Source organism: Sphingomonas sp. FUKUSWIS1 (assembly GCF_000733135.1).
Taxonomy (GTDB): Bacteria; Pseudomonadota; Alphaproteobacteria; order Sphingomonadales; family Sphingomonadaceae; genus Sphingomonas; species Sphingomonas aerolata.
In genome coordinates this window covers 1-13,195 of the sequence record NZ_JPJC01000120.1, presented here as the reverse complement: position 1 = coordinate 13,195, position 13,195 = coordinate 1, and the positions used below count along the sequence as shown (strand labels likewise).

The 13,195-nt window shown below is 54.2% G+C and carries 10 protein-coding genes, 1 tRNA gene and 2 pseudogenes; 4 read left to right on the top strand and 9 right to left on the bottom strand.

The window, feature by feature from the left end; genetic code table 11:
- Nucleotides 1-43 precede the first annotated feature (43 nt).
- Nucleotides 44-1,102, top strand: coding sequence for a NotI family restriction endonuclease (locus sphsw_RS19325; RefSeq protein ID WP_152555441.1), 1,059 nt, complete (start codon nucleotides 44-46; stop codon nucleotides 1,100-1,102).
- A gap of 2 nt (nucleotides 1,103-1,104) precedes the next feature.
- On the opposite strand, the gene sphsw_RS18805 is transcribed toward sphsw_RS19325, so the two are convergent.
- Nucleotides 1,105-2,481 (bottom strand): DNA cytosine methyltransferase, encoded by a 1,377-nt coding sequence (locus sphsw_RS18805; RefSeq protein ID WP_081874230.1) that lies wholly within the window; start codon nucleotides 2,479-2,481, stop codon nucleotides 1,105-1,107.
- Nucleotides 2,482-2,816: 335 nt separating this feature from the next.
- Nucleotides 2,817-3,200, bottom strand: coding sequence for a hypothetical protein (locus sphsw_RS19320; protein WP_152555440.1), 384 nt, complete (start codon nucleotides 3,198-3,200; stop codon nucleotides 2,817-2,819).
- A gap of 138 nt (nucleotides 3,201-3,338) precedes the next feature.
- On the opposite strand from sphsw_RS19320, the gene sphsw_RS19315 reads away from it, so the two are divergent.
- Entirely contained in the window at nucleotides 3,339-5,894 is a 2,556-nt protein-coding gene (locus sphsw_RS19315; protein ID WP_152555439.1) for an NB-ARC domain-containing protein, read from the top strand.
- Between the two features lie 235 nt (nucleotides 5,895-6,129).
- Here the strand turns inward: sphsw_RS19315 and sphsw_RS08365 are convergent, their stop codons facing one another.
- The 7 genes from sphsw_RS08365 to sphsw_RS08345 all read right to left on the bottom strand — a co-directional run bounded on the left by sphsw_RS08365 (nucleotide 6,130) and on the right by sphsw_RS08345 (nucleotide 10,462).
- Nucleotides 6,130-6,336, bottom strand: coding sequence for a hypothetical protein (locus sphsw_RS08365; protein WP_081874229.1), 207 nt, complete (start codon nucleotides 6,334-6,336; stop codon nucleotides 6,130-6,132).
- Complete coding sequence (locus sphsw_RS18800) at nucleotides 6,333-6,728, bottom strand: hypothetical protein (RefSeq protein ID WP_081874228.1); 396 nt, start codon at nucleotides 6,726-6,728, stop codon at nucleotides 6,333-6,335. Before sphsw_RS18800 ends, sphsw_RS08365 begins: the two co-directional genes overlap by 4 nt.
- 133 nt (nucleotides 6,729-6,861) lie before the next feature.
- Nucleotides 6,862-7,380, bottom strand: coding sequence for a GIY-YIG nuclease family protein (locus sphsw_RS08360; protein WP_031440203.1), 519 nt, complete (start codon nucleotides 7,378-7,380; stop codon nucleotides 6,862-6,864).
- A 47-nt stretch (nucleotides 7,381-7,427) separates the two neighbouring features.
- A complete protein-coding gene (locus sphsw_RS18795) occupies nucleotides 7,428-8,066 on the bottom strand; it encodes an SHOCT domain-containing protein (RefSeq protein ID WP_081874227.1) in 639 nt (212 codons plus the stop codon).
- Nucleotides 8,067-8,797: 731 nt separating this feature from the next.
- Nucleotides 8,798-9,298, bottom strand: a complete 501-nt coding sequence (locus sphsw_RS08355) for a hypothetical protein (protein ID WP_152555438.1) — start codon at nucleotides 9,296-9,298, stop codon at nucleotides 8,798-8,800.
- A gap of 91 nt (nucleotides 9,299-9,389) precedes the next feature.
- Complete coding sequence (locus tag sphsw_RS08350; protein WP_152555437.1) at nucleotides 9,390-10,064, bottom strand: hypothetical protein; 675 nt, start codon at nucleotides 10,062-10,064, stop codon at nucleotides 9,390-9,392.
- Between the two features lie 322 nt (nucleotides 10,065-10,386).
- Nucleotides 10,387-10,462 (bottom strand) — tRNA-Thr (locus sphsw_RS08345).
- A gap of 143 nt (nucleotides 10,463-10,605) precedes the next feature.
- On the opposite strand from sphsw_RS08345, the pseudogene sphsw_RS18790 reads away from it, so the two are divergent.
- Nucleotides 10,606-11,415 (top strand): annotated as a pseudogene (locus tag sphsw_RS18790) (PAS domain-containing protein); the annotation flags it as partial.
- A gap of 292 nt (nucleotides 11,416-11,707) precedes the next feature.
- Nucleotides 11,708-13,195 (top strand): annotated as a pseudogene (locus sphsw_RS08335) (NAD-glutamate dehydrogenase domain-containing protein); the annotation flags it as partial.

Sequence of the window (13,195 nt, the reverse complement as noted above, 5' to 3'; positions counted from 1 at the left end):
GCGGTATATATCTGGCAAGGGGTTTGCTAACTAAGGAAACCCTATGGCCAAGATCGCCGAACTGTTTGGAACAAAGGTCGACGACGCGGCGCACACGGTGCCGAGCGATAATTGGCTAACGTGCCACTGCCCGTTCACCGGCAAGATATGCGACGTTTCTGCAAATCGCGGCGACCGCGCGTATTTTGACGTTGCAGGTAGCGCTGTCACGGATGAAGATAGAGTCATCTATGCGAAACACTATACATCGCCCAGAACGCCACTTGGCATATGCAGTGTATCAACAAAACGGCGTTTCGAGGCCGATTCGAAGCCATGGATTATTTGTCCGAAGCGGATGATGGAATTACATTCTAGTCCACCTATTATTCTTCCTGAAGTCAGAAATTTGATCCCTATAAAACCGGGGAGCGATGTTCGTTGCTGGTGGGAGTTTAAGTTTGCATCCACGGACGATACGGAAGAGAACGACGTAGCTGGGCGATTCTTTGAATTCACCTTTGATTACATTCTGATGGAAGTTGAAAAGCGACCAAACTCGATTCATCCGAGGCTTATTGGTCCACCATTTATCCTAGAGATAATGACCTCTAGCACTCGGGGTGGCGGATTAACCGAGCATATGGCCGACGTGCTAGCGCTCCGAGATCAACGGTCGCTGAGGGGAGCGGTAAAATCCCCGTACACTCCAAATTATCGACAGGTTTTCGGCCGAATGGCTTCTCAGCTATTTGCAAAATCTGAAGCAGCGTCCCGTTGGGGAGGCAAGACAATCTGGATACTGCAAGACGTGTTGCTTGAGTACATTCAGCAGACAACGGCATTCCGTCCAGAACCATTCGTCGGTCGACAGGACGGAAACGTCAATATGGTCGTTTACAAAATGGAACAAGAGCAGACCAAAAACCAGTTCAACCTTGTTTATGATAAAACGTTAGTGGGCAATTCGCGGGTGGACGACCCCGCAAACCCGGACTTTACGGGTATGCTTGGCGTCGGCCATATCCCATCTCTCGAGTTGCTAAAGTCCACCCTCGAAAGGACCCAGGCGAAAAGACGAAAACCCGGCGACAATATTAACTGGATTGACTTCGTCTGGTAGTTTCAAAAGAGAATGGCCTGAGGGTCGGTATTGGAATCCTGCCCCCACTCATTGTTTTGCAACCTCTTCATAACGGCGTCGGTCGCTTGTGGTTTGACTTTCTGTTTATCCGTCAGCGATAATGACATAAATTGGAGATCATCAAGGTACTCAGCGATACTTTGACCTAATCGGCTAGCGAGTATGGGTGGAACCGCTGAGCCAATCATCGCTGAGAGATCCCTTATATTTTCCGTCATAAACCTAAAACTGTCTGGGAATGTTTGCAGCCGAGCAGCCTCTCGCATCGTCAGCGCTCGATTCTCTTCTGGATGGGTGAACATTCCTGAACCAACATGATAGCAAAATTTCGTGATAGTTCGTGCTGGCTCGGACCACCTGAGCCGTGAGTAGCTGTAGTGATAGCTCGATTTAGGTTTGAGATGGGTCGGGAGGTCGGAGGCAGATTGCCCCTTTACGATCGATAACACCTTCTCGAGTCCGCTTTTCCCCAGCGGACGATCAATATGATTATATATTTTGGTCGCATTCAGGCGATAATATTGCCGGAGAGGCGACGTGGCCCCAGCTGGATAATCAGGTTTGATCGGCTGCGACGCGTTTAACTTGGAAGTGGGTGCCGGCAAATCGCCTAACGCCTCGCGAACCGAGGGCCAATATCCTGACGCTCCAGGCAACCAATTTTCATCACCTTCCAAGGATTCGGTGTGCAGCGGAAATGGACGGTGTGTAGCAGTAGGGAACTTCAGCCTAAGTCCCGTGCGAGCATAATCCTCCTTTCGCTGACATAGGAAGATGGCGCGACGCCGCATCTGAGGTACGCCATAGTCCGCCGCATGAAGCACTCGTACCGATGATATGTAGCCAGCATGATCTAGAGCGTTGATGATTTCTCTCAACGTCTCGCCGTCCTTATGACGCACGATATCAGGTACATTCTCAATAAGCATTACCTTAGGCTTGAGGTTCAAGCCAAGATTTACGAACCATTTGAAAAGCTCGTTACGAGGGTCGTCCATAAATCTATTGGTCCGGGACGAGGCACCGTCGACCTTCTTCCCTCCTGAATTCAGCGAACGGTTTTGACTGAACCCCTCGCACGGGGGCCCACCTATAAGGCAATCAAGCTGACCAACGTCATTAACGCCAAATTTTGCCAAACGGTCGCTTACCGAATTAGCGGAGACATCTTTGATATCCTCGAGAATGGTCGCCGGTTTGCCAGAGCTATTTTCGTGATTTTCGGTGAAGGTCGCAAGAGCCTCAGGCTTGATGTCCGAACCCAGAATGACGTCGAAGCGACCGGTAAGAGCAAATCCGTACGAAAGGCCACCGCATCCGGCAAAAAAGTCAGCTACAGAGTAATTTTTCTTAATCATTCGAGTTACTTAACCAAAGTGAGCATAGGTACGGATCCTGATTGCCCAACTCATAGCTGATGGCAACAGCCAAGGCACCCTCCGATCGAGCTAGCTGAGAGGCCGAGTGAAGGATCAAACATGCTACGGGAAGCTATGCGCTTTCCACCTACGGGAGTCCGTTATCTACGGAAGCAGGACAACGAGGGTCGCACCACTTCGCTTTAATGACGCCATGAGACGCAATGAGGGAGTTACCTCATCCTCAAAAACCTCTACCGATCGGAACGACGCGGCCTGCAAGGCTCGGATGAGTTCGGCTTTCGTTTTCGGCGCAACGGTCTTCGACAGCATGCTCACGATCCAACCTGATCGAACGTCGAGAACGGCTTGACCCGACCACCTACACCGACCGACCACGTACGAGGTGAATCCGCTGGTGGCATCGATGCTCGCGCTTCAACAGCGACCTTCAGCCGTTCGTCGATCGAGCGCTGTGTTTCCAGCTTAGCAGGCAGCTTTGATCCCACATGCAGGACGCGTTGACGCATCATTTCCGAGAGGACCTGCGTCCGCGTTTTCCCCGACAGAAGGCAAACGCGGTCGAACGATTCTAAAAGCGGCTTCGACGCACGGAAATTGACGAGGGTATGTAAAGAGCTGGTATTCATCGATTTGCCTCTGCTGGTAAGTACAAGGTACTTATCAAGCAAATTGCCGGAAACGGCGAACTCGCCCATCTATCCGCCCATAGTGGGGATACCTTGCTCAATCAGCTTCGAAGCGTCCATTTTCGATGTATCAGGCAAAATCGTCGAGAGCTTGGTTGATGAAGCCACTAGCAACATGATAGCCCTCAAAAAAACGGGGATATTTCTGTGGCTAGTTACCAACGCGTCGCGCTTTTCATTTTCTTCGATGCGATCGAGCGGGACTTGGTTGCTCGTATACGCAGCGCATGTGGGTTTGACTGTCCTGACATCCTCACGATTAACGAACGTGGGAAAGCACGCCTCCGGCTGCAGTCAAGGAATGAAGAAACGGATGGTGGCGACCATGATCTTCTACACGGCCTTGATCTCGGCGATAAATACTCGATCCTATTGCGACATAAAGCCCGCCTTGATGGCATTTCAGCCGAATATTATCTTTCGAAAAGAAATTTGTTTGAAAGAGCGATCCCGGTTCGTAATGCAACTATGCATGGCCGTCCACTGACAACGGACGAGTACTCCATTGGCTTCTCGCTGGCTCATGAGTTTCTGTCAGCACCGGGGTATTGGCCAACTCTTTTTGCAACCTACAAAGAGTACGGTCAGAATCCAGATGCGCTGCTTTCCGTTTCCGTTAAATTGTGGGATGAAGACATTCAGGGAGAGGTTCTGAACAACCTCCCTGTGCCGGACTACGACGACACTGGCTTCCAACCGCGAAGGGCCCTTGAAGCTGATCTTAAGAAAAAGATCCTTGGACGACATCCGGTCGTTACCGTCTTGGGCGACGGCGGTGATGGAAAAACTGCTCTTACGCTTCAAACCCTCTACGGCCTGTTGCACAGCAACGATCATGGTTTTGATGCAATCGTTTGGGTATCCGCGAAGACCAACAGATTAACAACAAACGAGATTACCAGAATCGAAGGCGCGATAACGACGTCCCTCGGCATTTTCGAGGAAGTTGCGGAGCAATTTGAGGCAGGGGAAGACGCTCCAATCGAACGCGTCAAAAGGCTGATATCAAATAATAAAGTCTTGCTTGTAATTGACAATCTTGAGACGGTCTTAGACGATACGCTAATCGAATTTGCATCGGATATTCCAGGTGATAGTAAAGTAGTATTTACGTCTCGAGTTCCGTTAGGTGGCGACCTTTCGGTCAAGGTTCCACCGTTCTCAGAAAGCGAGTCCCTTCCGTATCTCCGTCGTTTGATTGATGCTTACGATATCACGGCGTTACGGGGATCGAGCGATGCCGCCCTGAAGCGGTACCTAACAAGGTTGGCGCATAAGCCCCTATTAGTGAAATGGTTTGCGATCGGCGTATCAACCGGACTAGATCCTGCGCGTATTGTGGCCGACCCCTCGATTGCACTCAAGTTCTGCATGGAGAACGTTGTCGAGAAACTACAAGAGAATGGAAAATCAGTACTGTCTACTATGTCGGTGGTGCCGCAGGCAATTTCGGCCAATATCATCCAGCATATTACGTTTCTTGAGCCGAAGTGCGTAGAAGACGGTCTTGCAGAATTATCGAGATTCGGGCTCGTAGAAAAAACTACGTCAGCGGAGGTTGAACGGCTGTACCGTTTAAAGCCGTTTGCTAGATCTTATATAGCGCGAGTGATACGGCTTGCACCGAAAGACGCTGAATCAATTCTTGGTCGTTTTCGTGGAGTGAGTAGCGCTTTTCAGGAAGAACGCGGGGTCGGCCAGCGAAACAAATATGACCCCAAATCGTTTTCAGTTCGAACTCAGTCCGAAGCGCTGGCCGCCAGGCGACTTCGACATGCGTCGGGGTTAGCAATTAGATCGCGTTTTGAAGAAGCGACGAAAATAATCGATGAGCTGAAGATCACGTCGCCAGAGTACTTCGAAGTCTACCGCGTACAGGCCTTCGTCCAGTATCGCTTAGGCGACGTAAGCGGTGCGCTGACTAGCTATGAGGCGGCGCTCGATCAAGCTGACAACCAACCGCAACTGCACTACTTTTACGGGCGTTTTCTAATGCAGAGCTATGGCGATCACGCTTCTGCGCGTGATCAGTTCGACGAAGCGTTAAAAATCGACCCTCATGACACAGCCCTCTTACGCGAAGCTTCGAGGGCAAACTTCTATCTCTATGATTTTGACCGCGCTCAGGATCATATTCTCCAAGCTTGGGCTGCAGGTTTCAGCAATGCTCGAGATGAAGTCATAGTTAATGATCTTCAATCTCAGCTACATATTCGCCAATGCGATCATCTGTTGACGACCGGCGATCCGAAGGGTGCCCTTGATGCAATGACCAGGCTTCACGAGTTCTTGAAAACTATCAATCCGGCAATAGTCGACGACTTAATGATTCAACATCTATCAAAGTCGTTCCGTCTCATAGAAACTCTTAAGCGGCTGCCAATCGCGGCGGATACGGAAATGCTTGACAGTACCAAATACTTTATTCGAAATTTATCTCCCCGGACCAACCTTTTAGTAGATCCTGAATCGGATCTAATCGCACCCGAAACTCTTTACGATCGCTCCGGCGAACTTAAGAGCCACGGTCGAACGGAAAAGTTTGGATTTTTGCAGGACACGTTTGGCGTCGATACATACGTTTCAAAAAGTTCAGTAACTGCAAACCTATGGAAAGACATGTGCGATGGTCGAACGGTTCGTTACGATATCGAGTCAAACGATTCGCAGAGGACTTGGGCGGAGAACATTGCACTTCTGTAATTCATGGACTCAGTAGTATCTGTATTGCGCAGTGCGAGTGCAGAGCGGATACTTTCCAGATTCTTAGAACGCTGCCAAGGCACGTCAAGCGTCGGACCGATATCCGTCACCGAATGGTCCAGTATCATACAGGGAATCACCCCGAACGGGTCCGACGGTAGGTATGTCAGTACCGACCAGCCGCGCTTACCAAGCGATATCGAGAACAAACCAAGCGCGCCTGCGGTCTTCTCCTTCAAATCGGAGAGATCAAGCGCGACGAACGCGAGGCGATCTCGTCGATTAGACCGACATAGGAATCGTGCGGCTTCAATGCGGACTCGATCCGGCCGACAATATCGATGGCCGCTTCGTCGGACGATCCTCCGGTCGCAGTATGACACTGTAAGAAGTAAGTTTGCTCTACCGTCTCAATCGACACCGTCATTTCGCCGGTCGTCACGATTCTCGGATCCGAGCTAGCCATCGGTCAATCCAGTCCTCAACGTCGATCGGTCGAATTGCTGTCACTGAACAACGATCGTCCGAACCGCCGTCCGCACTTGATGGGATATGGAGATCCGAAATGCGAGTATCTGCTTCGCAACGCTCAGCGAACAGCGGCATCAATTCGCGGTAGAGATCGATGAGCTGATCGTCGTCACCTTGACGGGATGCTCTGGCGACGAAAAACAGTTCGTTCCTTAGCAGCGTCAGGTTCGATCGGTCTCCCGAACTGGCGGCGGTCGCAGCCGCACCAAACGATCCGAAATACTCGTATCCGTTGAACGTCATCGCAAATTCAAAAATGGCGGCAGCGTCGTTTGCGTCGGGAAGGTCGATCAGGCGCATCATCAGTCCCCTTATCGTTCCGGCCTCTGCGATAGCTGAGGCTGGATCAACGGAGGTAAGGGCTGACATGACGGTTTGATCGGTAATGACGGTAGCTGTGCCAAGATTAGAAATGGATCATCACACCGCTTATTGTTCACGTGCTTGCAGTTTTGATCCTGCCGAGATACTTTTCGAAGTCCTCATATCGAATCTGGGTCCATTCGTCGGCATCTTTGAAGCTCATCCATGCAGTATTCAGTTTAGGGCCAATCGCGCGGATCAACAGTGCTTCAAGGTCCCCAATCGTCGTGTGAGTGTTTTCGGTGATGTCATCGTTCAGGTTCAACAGACTAAGCACGCCCTCGACGTTTGGAGCGCCAAAAGGGTTGAATCCGAACCAAGAGAATCGGCCCCACTTGTTTTGTAAGTTATCGGTTCGATGGTCTTTCAGTCTTTTCCCGAGTCCCTGTTGACGAGTCAGCCCGACGTAGCTTGGCCCATACTCGTCGTAGAGAATATATATACCTTGCTGGCGACGAAAATCGGCAATCCTAATATTCCCGCGGTTAGCCCCTACTCGGCCTAGTAATCGAAAACTATTTTTGATCCCGCTACCAGGGGACCAGTCAATTTCGTCCTCGCGCCAGAACAAACCGTAGCTCGTGATCTTCATCAGTATTCCGTACTTTCTTCTAGTTACAGCGATCGGTGAAGGTGCCACTACCGCCTTGCATATGTGCCATCGAAGGAACACTCGAAGCCGTGAAATACGCCGCAAGAGTGCTCTTCAACGATTACCTTTGAGCCGTTGCGAACTAACGTGATCGAGCATTGCTGCTGGGAAACCGCGTCATATGGAGCGATATAACGCATCAAATTTCCCTGAGATTTCGCCGTAAAATCGATTTCACCGACGCAGCGCGGGCTCCCTACGCTGATGTTCACTTTGAACAAATTTTTTGGGAGCGGCTGCAAGGTCATAGAACCGATTAAACCCCCGGCCTCACTCTTATACTTTCCAGCCCAATTTGAAACCGGAGGTAAGGGCGGCGGCGTCGGCAGTACGGGCTTGATATCAACCAGGGGCGGAGCGACCGGCGCGGCAGGACGTCGCGCATTCACTTTCACAACAACTGGCTGACGAACCTGCGTAATGTCGCGAGTCATCCACGCTACGAGTAAGGCAACAAGCAGAACGACAAAGACAGCTACCGCTGCCGGTTTCCCGATACTTAGTAAAATTGATGCAGAGCCGTCTAATATCTTCCGCTTTTCCAGGTCGAATTCCGCCTCGGTCAGGGCTCCCGCAGCACGCAACTCATTCAGTTTTGCCAACCGGTCCATCTGCGACGACAGCATTCACACCCTTTCCAAGCAAGCCTCACTGTCGATGGGATAAAGTCCTCCGTCAATGAAGATCAGCTATGCGAGTGCGCCAGCGCAGATCAAAAAAGGGTATTACCCTTCGTTGTAGGTAACAACTCCCGCAGATGACGCCCCGATCAAACCGATACATCGCTAATAAATGTACTGGCAAATTTCCCAATCACTCGTCACGACTGACGATCAGCAAAACCGCCAGATCCAGATTGAACAACGATCGACCCTGACATCCCGAAAGTAACGCGTTTTAAACCGGCGTCAGCGACCGATCCGATTCCAAAGCGCTAGATCCTGCAATCACGATCAATCAGCGTTCTAATCCGTTCTTAAAGGTCATTCGATGATCAAAAACGTGATCAATCAACCTTCGCAGATAACTAACAGACCTAAAAGCAACTTATAATCATTATAAAATACGTTATCATATAGATTGTTTAATAACTTTGAACATGAATGTTAATAGGCTTGCTCCATGCGGCTTATTCCTGTCAATACAAACCCGGTGCCATTGACATGTTGAAAACCGACTTCGCCGGATGACTGCGTCATTGTTCTATAAATAACATATTAGAGATTTAATTATAGAAAACTTTATATGATCTCTCAGATGCGTTTTAGACACACCTATTAATCAAGGTTCGAAAGGCATTTTCGAACCAAGAGGTGCAGGTCAACGAAGGCAAGGGTCTCGAAGGGGTGTATACCCGTCAGTCGGGATTGTGATAATTCGGCCAATCTACAGCATCGCTGTAGTTGGGCTTGTCACGGAACTTGCTGATGTAGTTGATCCATCCGATATCGGCCTGAGGCTGAATATCGATTTGATCGTGGCCCCATTGGGTACGGAGCCAAGTGTCTCGAACAAGGTTCGAGAAGTCGGATTGCAGATCGGCCCGAGGGCAATCGATCATAATATGATAGTGGAACCGCTTGTCATTCCCACCCTCGATAACGGGGATGAGGGGAACACGCTTTCCGTAGCGGTCCGCTGGCTTGCCTAGGAGCTTTCGACTCAGGACGCTGTGGAAGTGACCGAGGTTCTGGGAGGCCTTGCCTTCATCCAGATAGGCCATTGTCGAACGATACCCATTAGCAACCGGCATCCCCTGCTTCATCGTCAGCGTCACAGCATGGGGTGCATGCCAGTGATCGATCCGAGCAAACTCTCGGAACGCTGCTTGATGGGAAAGGGTTTGGGTTCGGTTCATGGTCCTCTGGCGTTGGTTGGGTAAAGTGAAAGTAGGGTTTGGTTATTTATACGAATGCCGAGGCGTTTTGTGACGTCCCGGCAACTATATTTCACTGCCTGCTAAGGTGTACTCGTCCAATGATGAGGTCATACCCACATGCATTATCCGACAAGGGAAGCGGCTTTCCGTCGTAAGACACTTCGCTCGTGACGGGCCATCCATCATATTCGGTAAACGAAATGCTGATGAGATCTGGATCGAAAGGCTTGTTGGTATGAATAAGATACTCATGATAACCCTGGCCATCTGAAATCACTTGAAGCTCCCCGAAGCTAGCTTCGTTATCGTTGCACGGCTCAAACCAGCCTCCACCGGTCGACAGGCCAACTGACTTTAATGCCAAACCGTCGTTATATCCGTCCTTAACTCGTTCGGTGATGTCGGCAATCAGCTTACCCTGGCCATCGACGACAGTTACTTCGAAGCCACTTTGCAGTCGAATCCCAAAATCATGGAACAGGTCATCGGTCAAACCGAAGTCTGGCAATTCATATTTCTTGTCGAGATCGGCCCATACATCCTGATGGACATACTCACCCGAGCCCCAATGCACCATGCTCAGAGCAAAACTACCTCTCATGGCCCAGTGCTTAGCCATATCGAGGCCAATCGTACCACGAGTCATTTCCAACGACGTTCCTAGGACACGTACGAAGTACGATTTTGGACGTGTGGACATGTATAGAGTATTATTTTTTTTGATATGAGTATTGTAGTCGGTCATATTATTCCTTGTGTTAAGTTGTGTTATTGAGTTTCCTCTTCGTCTTTATGCCAAAACTATACTTAAAAAGCAAGAAAATAGGACTAAAAGGGATTGACACGGCTAAGATTTAAGCAAGCAATATCAATGGCTTGGCAAGACCACGAAGAATATATTCGTATGCTGGAAATGCGTCCCTAAAGACACGCTTTTAGACCCCTGTACCGGTCTGTCAGAGCCTGTTGGGTGACCGGTGAGGACGACGCTACAGCAGCCAATCGAGCCACTACGAACGCAAAAAGGCCGTCCGTGAGGACAGCCTGTTTACACCTGATTTTGAAGGTGGTGCCGCTTACAGGACTCGAACCTGTGACCCCCGCATTACGAATGCGATGCTCTACCAGCTGAGCTAAAGCGGCCCGATGACGGATATCTCCGGTCGAGGGGGCGGCGCTTAACAGGGGAAATTTGCCGTGACAAGCGCTAACCCGCATTTACGTGCCGTTTACCAAGCAGCGTGCACAAGCAGCCGTAAGTGAACGGGGAAGTTTTCGGTATGGGCATGCGACGCGAGCCGGACGGCGAATACGGCGAGATCGACGAGGCCGGCACGGGGCTTCCCGGCGGGGCGACCGACGCGGGCGTCAACGACGTGATGTTCGATCTGGGCGGGGACGAACGCCGGATGCATGTCCGCGCCTATAACCACTGGGTGTCACTGCTGAGGGGACGCCCCTATCCGACGATCGCGGACCTCGATCCCGGCTCGATCGCCGATTTCGGCCCGCACAGCGTGCTGCTCGACTTCCGCACCGATCCGGGCACGGGTGCGGATCGGGATGCCGCAGCGGTGATGACGATCGACGATCCGCGAATCGCCTATCTCGGCGCCAAGCTGCGCGAGGAATGCGGACTGGTCGGGCCGATCACGTCGATCGCCGACGTGCCCAGCCGGTCGCTGCTGTCGCGGCTGACCGATCATTATCTGCAGATCATCGCGAATCGCGCGCCGATCGGGTTCGAGGCCGAATTCGTCAACAGCCGCGGGCGGACGACGCTGTACCGCGGCATCCTCATGCCATTCTCGTCGAGCGACGCGGGCATCGATTTCCTGTATGGCGTGATCAACTGGAAGGAACTCGCCGACGACCGGATGCAGGCCACGCTCGCCGCCGAGCTCGAGGCGGCGGTTCGCGCGGCGCCGGTGCCGTCCGCGTCCGGGCTCACCGCCTATGCCCGCCACGCGCCGATGATGCCGGGGCTCGGCGCGTCGCTGGCCTCGACCGGGCACGCGCCCGCCACCTCGCCGGGCGCGCCGATCTGGGCCGACGGGCCGAGTGCCGAATTCGCCGACCCCATAGCGGCGACCGGCCCGACCGATGGCCCGACACCCGACACGCTGGCGCATGTCGTGCTCCGGACCGATGCGGAGCCCGGCGCGATCGTCCTGCTCGTCGCCCGCGCGGGGGTGGATGGCGGGCTCGACATCATCGGCACGATCACCGACGACGCGGCCCTCACCGCGCAGGCGATGGCCGCGATCGGGTAGGCGAAAACCGTGTTCGCGCCGCGCCGTCGCGCATCCGAATGCTGCACCGCAACAGCGGTGTTCGCACCTGCCACAAGCCTTGAGGTCGTATGCTACCCGGCGCATAGGCGCGGTCATGGCTGATCTTTCCACGACGCTGACCGACGCGCTGGCCGCCCGGTTGACTGAACGCGCGCTTCCGGGCGAACTCAAGGACTTCGGCACGACGGAGGCGGCGCACGCCGCGGCTTTCGTCGTCGCCACGGCGCTTCGCCGCGACGATGGCGCGCCCGCCATCGCGCTCGAACCGATCAGCGCCGACGACACGCGCCGCCGCATGCGGCTGGCGATCGTCAACGACGACATGCCGTTCCTGGTCGATTCGATTTCCGCCGCGATCGCCGCGCAGGACATCGCGATCGATCGCATCATCCACCCGGTCGTTCACACGACGCGCAGCCCCGACGGCGTGCTCCAGGCGATCGGCGACACCGGCCCCGCCGAATCGATGATCTATCTCGAGATGGAGCGCGCGGATGCCCGCGATCGGCGCGGGCTGATCGAGGAACTGACCGGCGTGCTCGCCGATGTGCGCGCGGCGGTGAAGGACTGGCGCGCGATGCAGGGCGCGATGGCGACCGATATCGCGCTGCTCCACAGCGATGGCCCCGATGCGGAAGGCGCCGCGCTGCTGCGCTGGTTCCTCGACGGGCATCTGACGTTGCTCGGGCATCAGGTCTGGCACCGCGACGGCAGCGGCGGCGCCGCGCTCGGCATCGCGCGCAATCCGCATGCCGTGCCGATCCTGGCGGAGGCCTCACGCGCGCTCGCGATCCAGTGGTTCGAGGCGGGCAATCTCGCCCCCCTGCTGCTGAAGTCGAACCTGATCTCGACCGTCCACCGCGCCGTCCCGCTCGATCTGGTCGTGGTCCCGGTGATCGAGGGCGAGACGATCGCGGGACTGTCGATCTACAGCGGTCTGTGGACCAGCGCGGCGCTGGCGACGATGCCGCGCGACGTGCCGATCCTGCGCACGCGGCTCGCCGCGATGAAGGCGAAATTCGGCTTCGATCCGCGCGGCCATGCGGGCAAGGCGCTGACCCACGCATTCACCGCCCTGCCCCATGATCTGGTGATCGCGTTCGCGCCCGACGCGCTCGAGGAACTCGCACTGACCGCGATGAGCCTGGCCGACCGGCCGCGTCCCGCGCTGGTGCTGGTCGCATCGCCGCTCGGCCGCCATCTGTTCGGCTTCGTCTGGCTGCCGCGCGACGACGTCACGACCGGCCGCCGCGCCGCGATCGGCGAGATGCTCGCCGAGGCCGCGAATGCCACCGTGCTGAACTGGTCGATCGCGCTCGAGGACGGCGAGACCGCGATGCTGCGCTACACGCTCGACCTGCGCGGCGAAGGCCGCGTGCCCGACGTCGCGCCGCTCGCGCTCAGGCTGCAGCGGATGGTCCGCGGCTGGGTGTCCGACGTCGAGGCCGCGCTGGTCGAGACCTTGCCCTCGCCGCGCGCCGCCCGCCTCGCGCTGCGCTGGGCCGCCGCCTTCCCGCAAAACTATCGCAACCTCAGCAGCCCCGCCGAAGCGGCCGAGGACATCCAGCGGCTCGCCGCGCTC

Bases quoted from the DNA above. Each gene is read 5' to 3' on its own strand.
- sphsw_RS08360 (WP_031440203.1), bottom strand. From the start codon at position 7,380: ATGAAGATCACGAGCTACGGTTTGTTCTGGCGCGAGGACGAAATTGAC.
- sphsw_RS08355 (WP_152555438.1), bottom strand. From the start codon at position 9,298: ATGAACCGAACCCAAACCCTTTCCCATCAAGCAGCGTTCCGAGAGTTT.
- sphsw_RS08350 (WP_152555437.1), bottom strand. From the start codon at position 10,064: ATGACCGACTACAATACTCATATCAAAAAAAATAATACTCTATACATG.
- sphsw_RS19325 (WP_152555441.1), top strand. From the start codon at position 44: ATGGCCAAGATCGCCGAACTGTTTGGAACAAAGGTCGACGACGCGGCG.
- sphsw_RS19320 (WP_152555440.1), bottom strand. From the start codon at position 3,200: ATGGGCGAGTTCGCCGTTTCCGGCAATTTGCTTGATAAGTACCTTGTA.
- sphsw_RS18795 (WP_081874227.1), bottom strand. From the start codon at position 8,066: ATGCTGTCGTCGCAGATGGACCGGTTGGCAAAACTGAATGAGTTGCGT.
- sphsw_RS18800 (WP_081874228.1), bottom strand. From the start codon at position 6,728: ATGATGCGCCTGATCGACCTTCCCGACGCAAACGACGCTGCCGCCATT.
- sphsw_RS18805 (WP_081874230.1), bottom strand. From the start codon at position 2,481: ATGATTAAGAAAAATTACTCTGTAGCTGACTTTTTTGCCGGATGCGGT.